The 16,200-nt window shown below is 70.4% G+C and carries 12 protein-coding genes; 8 read left to right on the top strand and 4 right to left on the bottom strand.

Translation table 11 applies throughout. From position 1 onward, the window contains the following. Positions 1 to 16: 16 nt before the first annotated feature. Positions 17 to 409, bottom strand: coding sequence for an acyl dehydratase (locus ACK41C_RS04020; protein WP_409650730.1), 393 nt, complete (start codon positions 407 to 409; stop codon positions 17 to 19). A 98-nt stretch (positions 410 to 507) separates the two neighbouring features. Between ACK41C_RS04020 and ACK41C_RS04015 the strand changes: the two genes are divergently transcribed. The 3 genes from ACK41C_RS04015 (at position 508) to ACK41C_RS04005 (ending at position 3,625) form a co-directional block, all read left to right on the top strand. Beyond that, the gene (locus ACK41C_RS04015; protein WP_409650728.1) at positions 508 to 777 is read left to right on the top strand and encodes a hypothetical protein; all 270 of its coding nucleotides are present in this window, start codon (positions 508 to 510) and stop codon (positions 775 to 777) included. Between the two features lie 83 nt (positions 778 to 860). Then, positions 861 to 2,990, top strand: a complete 2,130-nt coding sequence (locus ACK41C_RS04010; protein ID WP_409650727.1) for a protein-disulfide reductase DsbD family protein — start codon at positions 861 to 863, stop codon at positions 2,988 to 2,990. Between the two features lie 20 nt (positions 2,991 to 3,010). Then, the gene (locus tag ACK41C_RS04005; protein WP_409650725.1) at positions 3,011 to 3,625 is read left to right on the top strand and encodes a thioredoxin family protein; all 615 of its coding nucleotides are present in this window, start codon (positions 3,011 to 3,013) and stop codon (positions 3,623 to 3,625) included. Between the two features lie 9 nt (positions 3,626 to 3,634). Here ACK41C_RS04005 and ACK41C_RS04000 read toward each other — a convergent pair whose 3' ends face one another. Next, complete coding sequence (locus ACK41C_RS04000) at positions 3,635 to 4,060, bottom strand: hypothetical protein (RefSeq protein WP_409650723.1); 426 nt, start codon at positions 4,058 to 4,060, stop codon at positions 3,635 to 3,637. Positions 4,061 to 4,150: 90 nt separating this feature from the next. Here ACK41C_RS04000 and pgi point away from each other — a divergent pair, with 90 nt between their 5' ends. The 4 genes from pgi to hisG all read left to right on the top strand — a co-directional run bounded on the left by pgi (position 4,151) and on the right by hisG (position 9,626). Beyond that, on the top strand, positions 4,151 to 5,761 hold the full coding sequence (gene pgi / locus ACK41C_RS03995; protein ID WP_409650721.1) for a glucose-6-phosphate isomerase: 1,611 nt from the start codon (positions 4,151 to 4,153) through the stop codon (positions 5,759 to 5,761). Positions 5,762 to 6,040: 279 nt separating this feature from the next. Then, positions 6,041 to 7,513: a histidine--tRNA ligase gene (hisS, locus tag ACK41C_RS03990; protein WP_409650720.1), complete on the top strand. Its 1,473-nt coding sequence runs from the start codon at positions 6,041 to 6,043 to the stop codon at positions 7,511 to 7,513. A 2-nt stretch (positions 7,514 to 7,515) separates the two neighbouring features. Next, positions 7,516 to 8,652 carry an ATP phosphoribosyltransferase regulatory subunit gene (locus ACK41C_RS03985; RefSeq protein WP_409650718.1) on the top strand — a complete coding sequence of 379 codons (1,137 nt, stop codon included), beginning with the start codon at positions 7,516 to 7,518 and terminating at the stop codon, positions 8,650 to 8,652. Beyond that, positions 8,649 to 9,626 (top strand): ATP phosphoribosyltransferase, encoded by a 978-nt coding sequence (gene hisG, locus ACK41C_RS03980; protein WP_409650716.1) that lies wholly within the window; start codon positions 8,649 to 8,651, stop codon positions 9,624 to 9,626. Before ACK41C_RS03985 ends, hisG begins: the two co-directional genes overlap by 4 nt. Positions 9,627 to 9,963: 337 nt before the next feature. On the opposite strand, the gene ACK41C_RS03975 is transcribed toward hisG, so the two are convergent. Both ACK41C_RS03975 and ACK41C_RS03970 read right to left on the bottom strand, forming a co-directional pair. Beyond that, the gene (locus ACK41C_RS03975; RefSeq protein WP_409653892.1) at positions 9,964 to 11,124 is read right to left on the bottom strand and encodes a cystathionine gamma-synthase; all 1,161 of its coding nucleotides are present in this window, start codon (positions 11,122 to 11,124) and stop codon (positions 9,964 to 9,966) included. A 17-nt stretch (positions 11,125 to 11,141) separates the two neighbouring features. Beyond that, positions 11,142 to 12,530, bottom strand: a complete 1,389-nt coding sequence (locus ACK41C_RS03970; protein ID WP_409650714.1) for a pyridoxal-phosphate dependent enzyme — start codon at positions 12,528 to 12,530, stop codon at positions 11,142 to 11,144. Between the two features lie 215 nt (positions 12,531 to 12,745). On the opposite strand from ACK41C_RS03970, the gene ACK41C_RS03965 reads away from it, so the two are divergent. Further along, positions 12,746 to 16,141: an amidohydrolase family protein gene (locus tag ACK41C_RS03965; RefSeq protein WP_409650712.1), complete on the top strand. Its 3,396-nt coding sequence runs from the start codon at positions 12,746 to 12,748 to the stop codon at positions 16,139 to 16,141. Positions 16,142 to 16,200 lie beyond the last annotated feature (59 nt).

The raw sequence follows: 16,200 nt of genomic DNA, 5'->3' as shown, positions 1-16,200 counted from the left end.
AAATGTCAGCTACGCCCTACCGCGCGAACACGCTGCGGGTCAGGCAGGAGAAGACCAGCCGGCCCGCCTCGTCCAACAGGTCGTGCTGGGCGATGACGATGCCCTTGCCGTCGCCCACCGGGTCCTTGCCCATCACCGTCATGCGGCCCCTCAGGGTCTCGCCCGCCGGCGGGTTGCGCGCCCAGCGCAGGGCGTCGACCCCCAGCCGCTTGGTCTGAGGCCAGCCGAGCGCCGCGGCCGCATCCAGCCGGCACCAGATCGCATAGACCATGGCGTCGGGCGCGCCGCGCTCCTGCGGCCAGCCCGGGGCGAAGGCCTCGACGAAGGCGGCCAGCGCCTCGGGCTCCACGGGGTGCTCGCCCAGCGAGACCACCTGACCCATCTCGATATCGTCGAACGACGCAGGCACGAAAACGCACTCCCCCAGATGGAAAACGCCGATTCGCCGATCATGGACCTGACGCGCGACAAGTCGAGGGGCTAAGAAGGCGCGTGGCGGCGGGTTGGATGATCGGCGTGATGGTGGAGGTTCCGGGCGAGCCCGCGCCCCTGCGTCACTACTTCGCCGTGGGGTGGGAAGATCGCGCCAAGGCCGAGTGGGTGGCGGTGGACCACGCCTTCTCCATTGGGCCGGTGGCGGCAAGCCCAGTGGGCGGGCTGGAGCCGGTCCACGCCATCGCGGAGCTGACGCCCGCCATCGTCAAGTCCATGGGACTGAAGCCCGGGCAGGTGCAGGCCTTCGGTTGGAAGCGGCCGCGGCGCTGGTTGGGCGGCTGAGCGGCTCCGAGGCGCTGCGTCGCTTTGCGCGAGCCGCCGTGGCAGGCCATATAGGTCGGACCCGTCTCAGGTCGGAAGGACGAATGAAGCGCCTGATCGCCCAAGCCCTGTCGTTGCTCGCCCTGCTCGTCGCCGCGCCGGCGGCGGCCCAGGCCGTCAACACCGGCCACATCGAAGCCGAGCTCGTCGCTCGCGACCGGTTCGTCACGCCCGGCGCCACCACCTATGTCGCCGTGCGCCAGAAGATCGACAAGGGCTGGCACACCTACTGGCGCAATCCCGGCGATTCCGGGGAGGCGACCAGCGTCCGGTGGACCCTGCCGGAAGGCTGGAGCGCCGGCGAGATCGTCTGGCCGACGCCCGAGCGGCAGCCGGTCGGGCCGCTGGTCAATTACGGCTATTCCGGCGAGGTGCTGCTGCCCGTACCGATCACGATCCCGGCGTCGGCTCAGGTCGGCGAGACCGTGACGCTCCGCGCCCACGCCACCTTCCTGGTCTGCGAGGAGATCTGCATTCCAGAGGAGGCGCAACTCGCCCTGGCCCTTCCTGTCGGCGACGGCCTGCCCGAACCTGCCCCGCGCTGGGGCCAGGCGGTGGCCCGCACTCTGGCGCAGGCGCCGCGGCCGGCCGGCCTGACCGCCGCTTTCGGGCGCGAGGGCGAGACCCTTCGCCTGGCCGTCGTCGGCGAACCCTTGAAGGGCGCCGATTTCGCCGACGCCTATTTCTTTCCCTTCGAAACCACCGTCCTCGACCACGCCAAGCCGCAGGCGATCGAGCGGGGGGCGGAGGGACTGACCCTCGCCCTCGCCCCTGGCTACGCCTTCCAGGCGCCGGATGCGCCGACCGTACTGGCCGGCGTGCTGAAGGTCGGCGACGCCGCCTATGAGATCTCGGCCGCGCAGGGACCGCTGCCGCCCGCCGCGGCTGGGCTCGGCCCGCCGCCGGCCCGCGCCGGCGGGGCGGGCGGGCCTGGGCTCGGCCTGCTCGCCGCTGCCGGCTTCGCCTTCCTGGGCGGGCTGATCCTCAATCTGATGCCCTGCGTCTTTCCGGTGCTGGCCATGAAGGCCGCCTCGCTCGCCGGCCACGCCCACGAGGCCGCGGCGGCGCGTCGCCAGGGCCTGGCCTTTCTCGCCGGGGTTCTCGCCACCTTCCTCCTGCTGGCAGGGGGACTGATCGCCCTGCGCGCCGGCGGCGAGGCGGTGGGATGGGGCTTTCAGCTGCAGTCGCCGCCGGTGGTGGCCGGCCTCTCCCTTTTGATGCTGGTGGTGGCGCTGAACCTCGCCGGCGTTTTCGAGGTCGGGACCTCGCTGCAGGGCGCCGGATCCGGTCTGGCCGGCCGGAGCGGCCTTGCCGGCGCCTTCTTCACCGGCGCGCTCGCCGTGGTGGTGGCCGCCCCCTGCACCGCGCCGCTCATGGCGCCCGCCCTCGGCTGGGCCCTCACCCAAAGCGCGCCGGCGGCTCTGGCCGTGTTCCTGGCCCTGGGTCTGGGCTTCGCCCTGCCGTTCACCGCCGCAGCCTTCGCGCCGCGCCTGCTGGCCCGCCTGCCCCGGCCCGGCCCCTGGATGTCCGGCTTCAAGACGCTTCTCGCCTTCCCGATGTTCGGGGCCGCGGCCTGGCTCGCCTGGGTGCTCACCGTCCAGTCGGGGCCGATGGCGCTCGCACGCCTCTTCGTCGCCGCCGTGGTGCTGGCGCTGGCGGTCTGGATGCTGGGCGTGGCGCAGCGGCGCCGGGCCTCGGGCGGCCGCCCCCTGGCGCTCGCCGGCGCCGGAAGCCTGCTCGCCGTCGCCGCCGCGGCCGCGGTTCTCTGGCCCGCCTACGATGCGGCCGACGCCGCCGACGATTCAGGCGCAGCCTCGGCCGCCGTGCCTTACGAGGCCTATTCCCCTGAACGCGTGGCCGCGCTGCGTTCGGAAGGCAAGACGGTCTTCGTCAATTTCACCGCCGCCTGGTGCGTGACCTGCCAGGTGAACGAGCGCATAGCCCTGTCCCGCCAGGCCGTCGCCGATGCTTTCGACCGCACCGGCGCTGTCTATCTGAAGGCCGACTGGACCCGGAAGGACGCCGTTATCGAGGCCGAGCTTGCCCGCTACGGCCGCGCCGGGGTTCCTCTCTATCTTGTTTATGGCCCCGGCGGGGGAGAGGCCGTTATCCTTCCCCAGGTGCTCACCGAGGGCCTGGTGATCAGGGCCCTTGAGGACGCGACCGCCAGCTGACCCCGAGAAAGGAACGCCCCATGCTTCCCTCCCGCCGTCTTGCCATATCCGCCCTCGCCGCATTCGCGGTCGCCGCGCCGGCCGCGGCGGCTCCCGTTGTCGGCCAGTCCGCGCCGGCCTTCACCGCCAAGGACGCCGACGGCCGCACCCGCTCGCTCTCGGAATTCGCCGGCAAGACCGTGGTCCTGGAATGGACCAATGACGGCTGCCCTTATGTGCAGAAGCACTACAAGGCCGGCGCCATGCAGAAGCTGCAGAAGGACGCCGCCAAGGACGGCGTGGTCTGGCTGACGCTGGTGTCGTCGGCGCCGGGCAAGCAGGGCCATCTCTCCGAGACCGAGGCCAAGGGATGGAAGGCTCAGCACGGCGCCGGCTCCAGCGCCCTGCTGCTCGATCCCGCCGGCCAGGTCGGCAAGGCCTACGACGCCCGCACCACGCCGCACATGTACGTGGTCGATGGCTCGGGCAAGCTGGTCTACATGGGCGGCATCGACGACAAGCCGAGCGCCGATCCCGCCAGCCTCCAGGGCGCCACGAACTATGTGACGGCCGCCCTGTCGGACCTGAAGGCCGGCCGTGCTGTGGCGACCCCGGTCTCGCGGCCCTACGGCTGCAGCGTCAAGTATGCGGAGTAAGCCGGAAGCCTAGACCGGCGCTTGAGGCGGAGCGAGGATCACCTCGACATTGTCCTTCAGCAGGTAGGCCATGTCGCGCAGGGCCATGTCGCGGCCCTTCGCGTCGGTCGCCGCCTCCAGCGCCGCCAGCTTCTCCGGCAGATCTTCGGCGATGCCGCGCAGGATGCACTTCAGGTCGCCGTCGAGGTCCCGCTCGGCCAGCGTCCGATGGGCCTGCATGTCGAGTTCGGCGAGTTCGCCGATCTGGCGCTTGAAGTCGCCGCCGAGAGGCGCGCCGCCGCGCACGGCCTCCACCTGCGCATGCAGGGCCTTAGCGCGCGAGACGATGTCGGCGAAGAGCGGCTCGTGCGCCATCGCCGGCGGCGGCTCAGGCGGGCTTGCGGCCAGGACCGGCGTGGCGACGAGGCAGAGGGCGAGGGTGGCGGCGCGGAGCATGGCGGCCCTTTGGGGAGAACAAGACAGAAGCTGGGGCATTTGCTAACCGCCGTAAGGTAAACGCCCCCCTACGTTCGCGCCGGAGACCGCATGCCGCAAGACGCCTGGATCCAGCTGGAGACCGCCGCCCGCGCCGCAGAGTCGCGCCGTATCGCCGACCTCCTCGCCGCCGAGCCGGACCGTCTGGCGAGGCTCTGCGTCGAGGCTCCGCATCTGCGGTTGGATCTCTCCAAGCAGCCCTGGTCCCTGGCCGACCTGGACACATGCCTGGCCCTCGCCCGCGCCGCAGAGGTGGAGGCCGCCCGCGAGCGCCAGTTCGCCGGCGAGGCGATCAACCGGTCGGAGGATCGCGCCGCCTTGCACATGGCCCTGCGCGCGCCGATCGGCGCCGATTTCCGCGCCAAGGGCGAGCCCGTCTCCCGCGAGGTGGAGGCGAGCCGGGCGCAGATGCGCGCCTTCGCCGATGCGGTGCGGTCCGGCGCCAAGGCGGGGGCCGGCGGGAAACCCATTCGCGCCATCGTCCATATCGGCATCGGCGGCTCCGACTTCGGGCCTCAGCTCGTCTGGGAGGCGCTGCGCCCGCTCAAACCTCAGATCGACCTGCGCTTCGCCGCCAATGTCGATCCGGCCGCCATCGCGCTGGCCCTGGCGGGCCTGGATCCGGCGGAGACCCTGGTGGTCGTCGTCTCCAAGACCTTCACCACCCAGGAGACCATGGCCAATGCGCAGATCGCCCGGGCCTGGTTGCGCGGGGCGCTGGGGCCGGCCGCCGACGCCCAGATGATCGCCGTCTCCGCAGCGCCGGACGTCGCCCAGGCCTTCGGCGTGCCGGCCGACCAGATCTTCGGTTTCGGCGACTGGGTGGGCGGCCGCTACTCGGTGTGGTCGGCCGTCGGCCTCTCCTGCGCCGTGGCGCTGGGCTGGGCCGCGTTCGAGGCTTTCCTCGCCGGCGCGGCGGCCATGGACGCGCATTTCCGCGAGACCCCGCTCGAAAGTAACGCCCCGGTCCTGCTGGCCCTCGCCCACGTCTTCAACAACAACGGCCTGGGCCGCCATGTGCGCGCTGTCGTGCCCTACGCGCAGCGCCTGCGTCTCCTGCCCAACTATCTCCAGCAGCAGGAGATGGAGTCCAACGGCAAGCAGGTGGACGCCTTCGGCCGCCCGCTGGCCCGATCCTCGGCGGCCGCGGTCTTCGGCGACGCCGGGACCAACGTGCAGCACGCCTTCTTCCAGCTCATGCACCAGGGGACGGAGGTCATCCCGCTCGACATCGTGGCGGTGCGCGAGGCCGCGGAGGGCGAGGCGGCCTCTCAACGCAAGCTGCTGGCCAACGCGGTGGCCCAGGCCGAAGCCCTGATGATCGGCAAACCCGAGAGCGAGGTTCGCGCCGAGCTCGCAGCCCAGGGCCTGCCGCAGGACCGCGTCGATGAACTGGCCCCGCAGAAGACCTTTCATGGAAACCGGCCGTCCAGCTTCATTCTGCTGGAACGGCTCGACCCCGCCTCGCTGGGCGCCTTGATCGCGCTTTATGAACACAAGACCTTCGTGGAAGGCGCGCTCTGGGGCGTGAATTCCTTCGACCAATGGGGCGTGGAACTCGGCAAGACCCTGGCCGGACGGATTCTCAAGGAACTGGAAGGCGGCCCTGCCGGCGCGCACGACCCCTCCACCGCCGCCCTGATCGCGCGGCTCAGGGGCTGAAGACTCGCTTTCTTCATGTCTCTCGGCTAGAAGCCGCCCGTCATGACGCGCCTGTCGTACCATCACGGCCATCACCATCCGACCGCCCGCGGCGGCATCGGCCGGGATCGCATGGCCTGACGCGACCCCTCCGAGCCTCCCGCACCGCGGATGGGGCTCTCCAAGGCGAAAGCTCCATCCGTCGACCTCCACCCAAGGACCTGACGATGGACATCACCCTTTCTGCATCGACCGCGCCGCGCCTTGCCGCGCGCGGGCGTAGGCTTTAGGCGGACGGCCATGACGAACGACGCCACCGCCCGTCCCGAGGCCCGCAATCCCCGCGGCTTCATCGATCGCCGCGCCCGTGACCTTGCGGCCGAGCGCGCCATCCTGGCCAAGGTCTCGGCCGTCTACGAACGCTATGGGTTCGAGGCGCTGGACACCGGCGCCTTCGAATATGCCGATGCGCTCGGCAAGTTCCTGCCCGACGCCGACCGTCCCAACGAAGGCGTCTTCGCCCTGCAGGACGATGACGACCAGTGGATGGCGCTGCGCTACGACCTGACTGCGCCGCTGGCCCGTTTCGCCGCCCAGAACTGGGAGACCCTGCCCAAGCCGTTCCGCCGCTACGCCTACGGCCCGGTCTGGCGCAACGAGAAGCCCGGCCCCGGCCGGTTCCGTGAGTTCGTGCAATGCGACGCCGACACGGTGGGCTCGTCCCGTCCCGAGGCCGACGCCGAAGTCATCGCCATGGCCGTCGAGGGGCTGGAAGCGGCCGGTCTGCCGGCGGGGACCGCGGTGATCAAGATCAACAACCGCAAGCTCCTGAACGGTCTGCTCGCCGCCGCCGGCGTTTCCGACGAGGGGCAGAAGCTCGCGGTGCTGCGGGCGGTCGACAAGCTCGACCGGCTCGGACCTGAGGGCGTCCGCCTGCTGCTGGGTGAGGGCCGCCTGGACGAATCCGGCGCCTTCACCAAAGGCGCGGGGCTCTCCTCGGCGGGGGCCGACGCCGTGCTCGCCTTCACGGCTGCGGGGGGCGCGGGCGGTCGCGCCGACACCCTCGACCGGCTTTCCAACATCGTCGGCGGATCGGCCGAGGGCGATGCGGGCCTGACGGAACTCGCCGCCATTCATCGCGCCCTCGACAGCCTTGGGGTCGCCTCGGATCGGGCGATGTTCGACCCGGCCATCGTCCGGGGCCTGGAATACTATACCGGCGCGGTCTTCGAAGCCGAGCTGCTGCTGCAGACGGCCGACGACAGGGGCCAGCCGGTCCGCTTCGGCTCCATCGGCGGCGGCGGCCGATACGACGATCTGGTGGCCCGGTTCACCGGTCAGCCGGTTCCGGCCACCGGCTTCTCCTTCGGCGTCTCTCGCCTGGTTTCGGCCTTGCGGGCGGCGGGTCGGGATCTTGGGGGCCAGGCGCGCGGCCCGGTGGTGGTGATCGCCTTCAGCCAGGACGACATGGCCCAGTACTTCGCGGTCGCAGCGGAGCTGCGGACGGCCGGCATTCCAGCCGAAGTCTATCTCGGCGCCTCGGGCATGAAGGCTCAGATGAAATATGCCGACCGCCGCCTGTCGCCCGCCGCGGTGATCCTGGGCGGCGACGAGATCGCCGCCGGCAAGGTGACGATCAAGGACCTCGACCTCGGCCGCGAACTCTCCGCCCAGGTGGCCGACAACGAGGCCTGGCGCGCCCAGCGGCCGGGCCAGCAGACCGTCGATCGGAGCGAACTCGTGCCGGCCATCCGCCGGATCCTGGAGGCCTGAGCATGCGCGCCGAGCCGCTCGTCCCGCCTGATCCTATGGCCGCCATTCGCGCGCCGTTCCTGGCCGCAGGCGCGGAGGCCGTGGACGCCCCGATCCTGCAGCCGCTCGGCCTGCTGCTCGAACTCGCCGGCGAGGCGGTGCGGTCGCGCCTGTTCGTGGTCCAGTCCCAGGGCGAGGAGGAGGCCTGCCTGCGGCCCGACTTCACCGTGCCGATCGTGCGCCAGCACCTGGAGGCCGGCCGGGCCGACGGGCGCTATCTCTACGAAGGCAAGGCGTTCCGCGCGGCCCTCGGCGCGGATCTCCCCGACGAGTTCCGCCAGCTGGGGCTGGAACGGTTCGATGCGCCCGGCGCCTCGATCATCGACGCCGACGCTGAGATCGCGGCGCTGGCCTGGGCTTCGGCCGCGGCGGGCGGGCGCAAGGACCTGGCTCTATGGCTGGGGGACGTGGCGCTGTTTGGGGCCTTCGTGGACGCGCTGGAGCTCTCCGAGCCCCTGGCCGCGCGCCTGAAGCGGGTGGCGGGGCGTCCCCGCCTGCTGGCCGAGGAGCTGGCGCGCGCCGGCGAGGCCGTCGCCGAGCCCGCGGGCGGCGGGCGCTTGGCGGAGCTGCTGGCGGGCCTGCCGGAGGGCGAGGCCGCCGAGGTGCTTTCGGAAGTCTGGGCTCTGGCCGGGGTGGAGCCGGTGGGCGGCCGGGGACCCGCCGCCATCGCCGGGCGGCTGATCCGTCGGGCCGAGGCCGCGCGTGCGCCAGCGCTCACGCGGGAACAGGCCGAAGCGATCCGCACCTTCCTGGCGGTGGAGGATGCGCCGGCCGCGGCCTTCGTCCGGATCCGCGGCATGGCTGGCGCGGCGCCGGCCCTGCAGGCCGCGCTGGCCGGTTGGGAGCTCCGCCTCGAAGCCCTGGCGAAGGCGGGGGTTGCGGAAAGCGCCCTGCGGTTCGCCACAGCCCTCGGCCACGCCTTCGATTACTACGACGGCCTGACCTTCGAGATCCGCTCCGAAGCGCTCGGCTCCCTGCGGCCGGTGGCCGTGGGCGGCCGCTATGACGGTTTGCCGGCGCGCCTGGGCGGCCCGACCGGCGCGCGGGCGGTGGGTTGCATGGTCCGGCCCTGGCGGGCCTGGGCGGGAGGCGAAGCATGACCGGTTCCGACGCGCCTCTCATCCTCGCCGTCCCTTCGAAGGGCAGGTTGAAGGAACAGGTGGAGGCTTGGCTCTCCGACTGCGGATTGAAGCTCTCCGTGGCCGGCGGCGCCCGCGGCTACATGGCCGAGCTGAAGGGCGTGACGGGCGTGCAGGTGCGCCTGTTGTCGGCCGGCGACATCGCCGAGGCCCTGGACGCCGGAGAAGCGCATCTGGGCGTCACCGGCGAAGACCTGCTGCGCGAGCGTGGCGGGGACCTGGAGGCGCGCGTGCTGCTGCTGCGCGCGCTCGGCTTCGGCCGCGCCGACCTGGTGGTCGCCGCTCCGCGCAGCTGGATCGATGTCGACGCCATGGCCGACCTGGAAGAGGTGGCGCACGACATGCTCGCGCGGACCGGCCGCCGGATGCGGGTCGCCACCAAATATGTGGTCCAGACGCGGGACTTCTTCGCCCGGCACGGGCTTTCCGACTACCGCATCGCCGAGTCCGGCGGCGCCACGGAGGGCGCGCCGGCCGCCGGCATGGCCGAGATCGTGGTCGATATCACCACCACGGGCGCGACCTTGGCCGCCAACGGCCTGAAGGTGATCTCCGACGGGACGATCCTGCGCAGCCAGGCCCAGCTGGCGGCCGCCCTGCGCGCCGGCTGGTCGGCGGCCCAGTTCGCCGCCGCCGACCGGTTCCTGCGCATCGTCGAGGCCCGCGCCGCCGCTCACGAGACCGCCACCCTGGCCTGGCCGCCCGATCCGCGGGAGGAGCCGGTGGTGGAGCGGCTGATCTCCGAAGGCGCCATCCGCCGCCCCAACGGCCTGCTGGTGCCCGCACACCGAATCGCCGAGGCCTCCATGGCCTTGGCGGCGGCCGGCCTGGGGCCGGTGACCGTCTCGCGTCCGGATTTCGTCTATGAGACCGCCTGCGCGCCCTCGGCCGCCCTTGCGGGGCGGCTGAATTTTGACAGAAGCGTCAAAACCTAGGCTGTTTCACACGCGAAACGCGAAGATCGCGGAAATCTGATCAGAATTTACCCTGTACGCCCAATTCGGCCCGTTGACTCGGGTCAAAAATTACCGTTTTCTCATCTGGCGAGAGACATGACGGCCACCAAGTCCGACAGTCTCCGGCGTTTCGGGGAGGAAACGCCCGCTCAACAAGAGCGACTGCTCAAAATGAGGCCCGCTGCGAATATCCCCCGCAGCGGGCCAAATTTTTGGCCGACAAAAGTTTTGACAGATTAGTTAAAAATGAGGGCGGCCCTTCCGCGCTCCACCTCTCCCGAGGGAGAGGGCGAGTCGAGCGCCTCGCTCCCCATCCTCACCCCAGCGCCTGCTCCAGGTCGGCGATCAGGTCGCCTGCGTCCTCCACCCCCACCGAGAGGCGGATCAGGCCATCGGCGATGCCGATCCGCGCCCGCGTCTCCGCCGGGATCGAGGCGTGGGTCATGATCGCCGGATGTTCGATCAGGCTTTCCACCCCGCCCAGGCTCTCGGCCAGCGTAAACAGACGCGTGCGCTCCAGCATCCGCTTGGTTCCGGCCAGATCGCGGTCCAGCACCGCGGTGATCATGCCGCCGAAGCCGCCGGTCATCTGGCGCCTGGCCAACTCATGCTGCGGATGGCTGGGGAGCCCCGGATAGATCACCCGCGCCACGTCGGGGCGGTTCTCCAGCCACTGGGCGATCCTCAAGCCGTTCTCGCAATGCCGCTGCATGCGCAGGGCGAGCGTCTTCACCCCACGCAGGGCCAGGAAGGAGTCAAAGGGCGAAGCCACGGCTCCCACGGCGTTCTGCAGGAACGCCACCTGATCGGCGAGCTCCTTGTTATCGCCCACCACCAGGGCTCCGCCGACGATGTCGGAGTGGCCCGACAGGTACTTGGTGGTGGAATGCATGACGAGGTCGAAGCCCAGTTCCAGCGGCCGCTGGCAATAGGGGCTGGCGAAGGTGTTGTCCGCCGCCGCGATCAGGCCGCGCCGCCGGGCGAGATCGGCCAGCGCCTCCAGGTCTGCCAGGCGTAGCAGCGGATTGGTGGGGGTCTCCACCCAGATCATCCGCGTGTTGGGCCGGATGGCCGCCTCCACCGCGGCGATGTCGGCCAGGTCCACGAAGCTGAACTCAAGGCCCGCCGAGCGCCGGCGCACCTTGTCGAACAGCCGGAACGAGCCGCCATAGAGGTCTTCGCTGGCGATCACATGGGCGCCTGAGTCCAGCACCTCCAGAAAGGTCGAGATGGCCGCCAGGCCGGAGGCGAAGGCGTAGCCGCGCGTCCCGCTTTCCAGGTCCGCGACCGCCCGCTCGAAGGCGAAGCGGGTGGGGTTCTGGCTGCGGGAATATTCAAAGCCCTTGTGCTCGCCGGGGCTCGTCTGGGCGTAGGTGGAGGTGGCGTAGATCGGCGGCATCACCGCCCCCGTGGTGGGGTCGTGGCTCTGGCCGCCGTGGATGGCGCGGGTGGCGAATTCCAGGCGGTTCTTGCCCATGGCGGGGTTTCCGTCGCTCACGCTGCGCGCCTCAGATAGTTGATGAGATCAATCCGGGTGATCAGGCCCAGGAACTCCTTGCCGTCCAGTACGATCGCCACCTGGTCCTTCTCGAAGACCGGCAGCAGGGCGTCCAGCGGCGCATCCGCCTGCAGGGTCTCGAGCTTGGCGGTCATGGCGGCGCTGACCTTCTGGGCGAAGCGCTTGTCGGGCTTGGAATCCTCTACCGCCTCCAGGAGATCGCTTTCGTCGATCAGTCCGATCAAGCGCCCGTCGTCCATCACCGGCAGCTGGCTCACATCGGCCTGGCGCATGCGGTTGTAGGCGGTGAGCAGGGTGTCGTCGGGCCCCACGGTGACGGCGCCCCCTTCCGATGCCGAACGGGCGATCAGGTCGCGCAGGTCGCCGTGCAGCTCGCGCTTGGTCAGGCCCTGCTCGGCCAGCCAGCTGTCGTTATAGACCTTGGACAGGTACTTGGCGCCCGTATCGCAGACCAGAGTCACCACGCGCTGAGGTTCCGTCTGCTCCCGGCAATAGCGCAGGGCTGCGGCCAGCAGACAGCCGGTGGAGGATCCGCCCAGCACGCCGGCCTTGGTCAGGAGCTCGCGGGCGGCCGCCACGCTCTCGGCGTCGGGGATCGAATAGGCCTTGGCGACGAAGGACAGGTCGCAGTTGTCGGGGATGAAGTCCTCGCCGATCCCCTCCACGATCCACGAACCCGGCTGGATCATCTTTCCGGTGTTGATCAGGGGCGCCAGGATCGAGCCTTCAGGGTCGGCCAGCACCATCTTCGTTTTCGGCGAGGCCTGGGCGAAGAAGCGGCCAAGGCCCGTCAGGGTGCCGCCGGAACCGACTCCCACCACCACCGCGTCCACGTCGCCGCCCATTTGCTCCAGGATCTCCGGCCCGGTCGTCGCCGCGTGCGCCGCGGGATTGGCCGGGTTCGAAAACTGGTTGATGTAGACTGCGCCGGGAATGTCGCGCGCCAGGCGCTCAGCCATGTCCTGATAGTAGTCCGGATGGCCCTTGCCCACATCGGACCGGGTGATGCGCACGTCGACGCCCATGGCCCGCAGGTGCTGGATCTTTTCCCGGCTCATCTTGTCGGGCACCACCAGCAGGATGCGGTAGCCCTTCAGCACGCCCACTTGGGCCAGGCCCAGGCCGGTATTGCCCGCTGTGGCCTCCACGATGGTCCCGCCGGGCTTCAGCGAACCGTCCGCCTCGGCGGCCTCGATCATCGAACGGGCGATACGGTCCTTGATGGAGCCGCCGGGATTAGCGCTCTCCAGCTTCACGAAGAGGCGGCAGGGTCCGGTGTCGAAGCCTTGCAGCTCCACCATCGGAGTGTGGCCGATCAGGTCCAGGGCGGATTTCGCCGGCGGCGGTGCGGGATCGCTCGTCATGAGGCTCGGGACTCCAGGTGGACGAACGGGGAAACGCTGCAGGGACGGTTTCCGCGCCGTTCGGTCCGGAAAATGGCAGATTTTCCCCTCTAACCCGGTTTGGGGAGCGCCGGAACTGCGTTCTCCCGATGCTGCAGCGCGAAATCGAACCTGGCCTCTCGACAAGCCGGGCTTTCGGGGACGAAGGTGCGCCCGGTTTCAAGTCCGGGGTGCCCATGACGTCTCGCCGCCTGCTTTCCGCCGCCCTCGCCCTCGTGCTGGCGGCCCCTGCCTACGCCCAGACCCAGCCCGTCCCGCCGCCGGCTCCGCCTCCGCCGACCGGCGACAAGAAGGCCGATCCGGTCAATCCGACCAAAGCCGAGCAGGAGCCGCGGCCGGTGGAGCAGGAACTGCAGATGCAGGCGCTCCAGACGGGCGCCGCCGCGCCCCCCAGGGCCGAGGAGGCGCCGAAGTGGGACGTCTCCAACCCGCCGGGCGGGTCGCGCGAGGTCGCGATCGACGTGACCAGCGGCACCTGGATGAGCGTCGACGTCAGCCCCGACGGGCGCGAGATCGTCTTCGACCTGCTGGGCGACCTCTATGTCATGCCGATCTCGGGGGGCGAGGCCCGGGCGCTGACCGCCGGCGTCGCCTGGGACATGCAGCCCCGCTATTCACCCAACGGCCGCTGGATCGCCTTCACCTCGGACCGCGGCGGCGGGGACAATATCTGGATCATCGACCGCGACGGGTCGAACCCGCGCCAGGTCACCAAGGAAACCTTCCGCCTGCTGAACCAGCCGGCCTGGACGCCGGATTCGGAGTTCATCGTCGCGCGCAAGCACTTCACCTCGCGCCGCTCCCTGGGCGCCGGCGAGATGTGGCTCTATCACCGCTCCGGCGGCGAAGGCCTGCAGCTCACCACCAAGCGCACGGAGCAGAAGGACACCGGCGAGCCGGCCTTCAGCCCCGACGGCCGCTATCTCTATTTCAGCGACGACACCACGCCGGGCGGCGTGTTCGAGTACTCGCGCGACGTCAACGGCCAGATCTATGTGATCCAGCGCCTGGATCGCGAGACGGGCGAGGTGGAGCCCTATGTCACCGGCCCCGGCGGCTCCATCCGCCCGACCCCCTCGCCGGACGGCAAGTCCTTGGCCTTCATCCGCCGGGTCCGGTACAAGTCCGTGCTCTATGTGATGGACCTGGCCTCGGGCCGCGAGACGCCGGTCTTCGACGGCCTCGACCGCGACATGCAGGAGACCTGGGCCGTCCACGGCGTCTATCCGGCGATCGCCTGGACGCCGGATTCGAAGTCCCTGGTCGTCTGGGCCGGCGGCAAGATCAAGCGCATCGATGCGGCCAACAAGGCGGTCTACGAGATTCCGTTCCGTGTACGGACGACCCGCGCCGTACAGGAAGCGGTGCGCTTCCCCGTCCAGGTCGCACCGCCCGAGTTCAAGGTGCGGATGCTGCGCTGGCCGGAGGTCAGCCCCCAGGGCGACAAGGTGGTCTACCAGGCGCTCGGCTATCTCTGGATCAAGGACCTGAAGTCCAACGCCGCGCCGCGGCGCCTGACCCGCCAGGCCACCCACCACGAGTTCTATCCCGCCTGGTCCCGCGACGGCCGCTCCATCGTCTACACCACCTGGAGCGACGCCGAATACGGCTCGGTCCGCGTAGTCCCCGCCTCCGGTGGAGAAGGCCGCGTGGTGACGCGCCGGCCCGGCCACTATGTGGAGCCGGCCTTCAGCCCTAACGGCGCGACCATCGTCTATCGGGCCACCTCCGACGGCTTTCTGAATCCGGCGGTCTGGGGCCGCGAGACCGGCCTCTACGCCGTCTCGGCCCGCGGGGGCGAGGCTGTGCGCCTGTCGAAGGAAGGCCGCCAGCCCCAGTTCGGCGCCGCGCCCGACAGGGTCTATTTCCTGGCGACGGGAGAGGGCGACAAGCGGGCGCTGAAATCCATCGAGCTCGACGGCTCGGACGAACGCACCCACCTGACCAGCGAGTTCGCCACCGAATTCTCCCTGTCGCCCGACGAGCGCTACGTGGCCTGGACCGAGCGGTTCAACGCCTATGTCGCGCCCTTCGTCCGCACCGGGAAGGCCGTGGACCTCTCGCCCAAGACCGCCTCGATCCCGGTGACCCGCGTCTCCCGCGACGCCGGCGAATACCTGCACTGGTCGGGGGACGGGCGGCGGCTCTGGTGGTCGCTGGGGCCGGAACTCTATTCGCGGGAGCTGAAGGACGTCTTCGCTTTCGTGGAGGGCGCGCCGAAGGAACTGCCCAAGCCGGCCGAGCAGGGGATCGACATCTCCTTCGTCCAGAAGGCCGCCGCCCCGACGGGCCGCACCGCCTTCGTCGGCGCACGCATCGTCACCATGAAGGGCGACGAGGTGATCGAGGACGGGGTGATCGTACTGAACGGCGATCGCATCGAGGCGGTGGGGCCACGCGGCCAGGTCGCGGTTCCCGCCGGCGCCCGCACCATCGATGCGGCCGGCAAGACCATCGTCCCCGGCCTGATCGACGTGCATTGGCATGGGTCGATGGGCAGCGAGCAGATCATCCCGCAGCAGAGCTGGGTGAACTACGCCTCTCTGGCCTTCGGGGTGACCACCATCCACGACCCGTCCAATGACTCCGCGGAGATCTTCGCCCACTCGGAAATGGCCAGGGCCGGCGAGGTCGTGGCCCCCCGGATCTTCTCCACCGGCACCATCCTCTACGGAGCGACCGCGCCCTTCACCGCCCAGGTGGACAGCCTGGAGGACGCCCGCTCCACCCTGCGCCGGATGAAGGCCATCGGCGCCTTCAGCGTGAAGAGCTACAACCAGCCCCGGCGCGACCAGCGCCAGCAGATTCTGGCCGCCGCCCGGGAGCTTGGCATGATGGTGGTGCCGGAGGGCGGTTCGCTCTTCCAGCACAACATGACCATGGTGGTCGACGGCCACACCGGGGTGGAGCACTCCGTCCCGGTGGCGAAGATCTACGACGACGTGCGCCAGCTCTGGCCGGCCACGGGGGTGGGCTACACGCCGACCCTGGTGGTGGCCTATGGCGGATCTTTCGGCGAGAACTACTGGTACGAGACCACCGACGTCTGGGCCGACCCTCGGCTCTCGAAATTCGTCCCGCGCCGCATCCTCGACGCCCGCGCCCGCCGGCGGGTCAAGATGCCGCTCGAGGAGTACAACCACATCGACATCTCCAGGGCGGCCAAGGAGCTGAACGACCTCGGCGTCTCGGTCCAGCTCGGCGCCCACGGCCAGCGTGAGGGCCTGGCCGCCCACTGGGAGCTCTGGATGTTCGCGCAGGGGGGCATGACGCCGCTGCAGGCCCTGCGCGCCGGCACCCTCTCCGGCGCCCGCTATCTGGGCCTGGACCGGGACCTGGGCTCCCTGGAGCCGGGCAAGCTGGCCGATCTCGTGGTGCTCGACGCCAATCCTCTGGAGGACATCCGCAACTCCGCCGCCATCCGCTACACGGTGGCCGGCGGGCGTGTGTTCGACGCCACGACGATGGACGAACTGGGCGGCAAGCCCCGCAAGCCCTTCTGGTTCGAGGGCGAAGGCGCCCAGGCCTGGGGCCCGGGCTCCACCGCCGCGGTCAGCCACCAGGAAGACTGAGCGCGATCCTCTTTTCCTCCCTCTTCCTACCCCGCTTCGCCGGGGAGGAAGAGGGACTG

This window comes from Phenylobacterium sp., assembly GCF_046290725.1.
Classification (GTDB): domain Bacteria; phylum Pseudomonadota; class Alphaproteobacteria; order Caulobacterales; family Caulobacteraceae; genus Phenylobacterium.
The sequence above is the reverse complement of the archived record's forward strand: the minus strand, read 5'-3'. Positions and strand labels throughout refer to the sequence as shown.

Coding starts and splice junctions, on each gene's coding strand:
- ACK41C_RS04015 (WP_409650728.1), top strand. CDS start 508: ATGATCGGCGTGATGGTGGAGGTTCCGGGCGAGCCCGCGCCCCTGCGT.
- ACK41C_RS04010 (WP_409650727.1), top strand. CDS start 861: ATGAAGCGCCTGATCGCCCAAGCCCTGTCGTTGCTCGCCCTGCTCGTC.
- ACK41C_RS04005 (WP_409650725.1), top strand. CDS start 3,011: ATGCTTCCCTCCCGCCGTCTTGCCATATCCGCCCTCGCCGCATTCGCG.
- ACK41C_RS04000 (WP_409650723.1), bottom strand. CDS start 4,060: ATGCTCCGCGCCGCCACCCTCGCCCTCTGCCTCGTCGCCACGCCGGTC.
- pgi (WP_409650721.1), top strand. CDS start 4,151: ATGCCGCAAGACGCCTGGATCCAGCTGGAGACCGCCGCCCGCGCCGCA.
- hisS (WP_409650720.1), top strand. CDS start 6,041: ATGACGAACGACGCCACCGCCCGTCCCGAGGCCCGCAATCCCCGCGGC.
- ACK41C_RS03985 (WP_409650718.1), top strand. CDS start 7,516: ATGCGCGCCGAGCCGCTCGTCCCGCCTGATCCTATGGCCGCCATTCGC.
- hisG (WP_409650716.1), top strand. CDS start 8,649: ATGACCGGTTCCGACGCGCCTCTCATCCTCGCCGTCCCTTCGAAGGGC.
- ACK41C_RS03975 (WP_409653892.1), bottom strand. CDS start 11,124: ATGGGCAAGAACCGCCTGGAATTCGCCACCCGCGCCATCCACGGCGGC.
- ACK41C_RS03970 (WP_409650714.1), bottom strand. CDS start 12,530: ATGACGAGCGATCCCGCACCGCCGCCGGCGAAATCCGCCCTGGACCTG.
- ACK41C_RS03965 (WP_409650712.1), top strand. CDS start 12,746: ATGACGTCTCGCCGCCTGCTTTCCGCCGCCCTCGCCCTCGTGCTGGCG.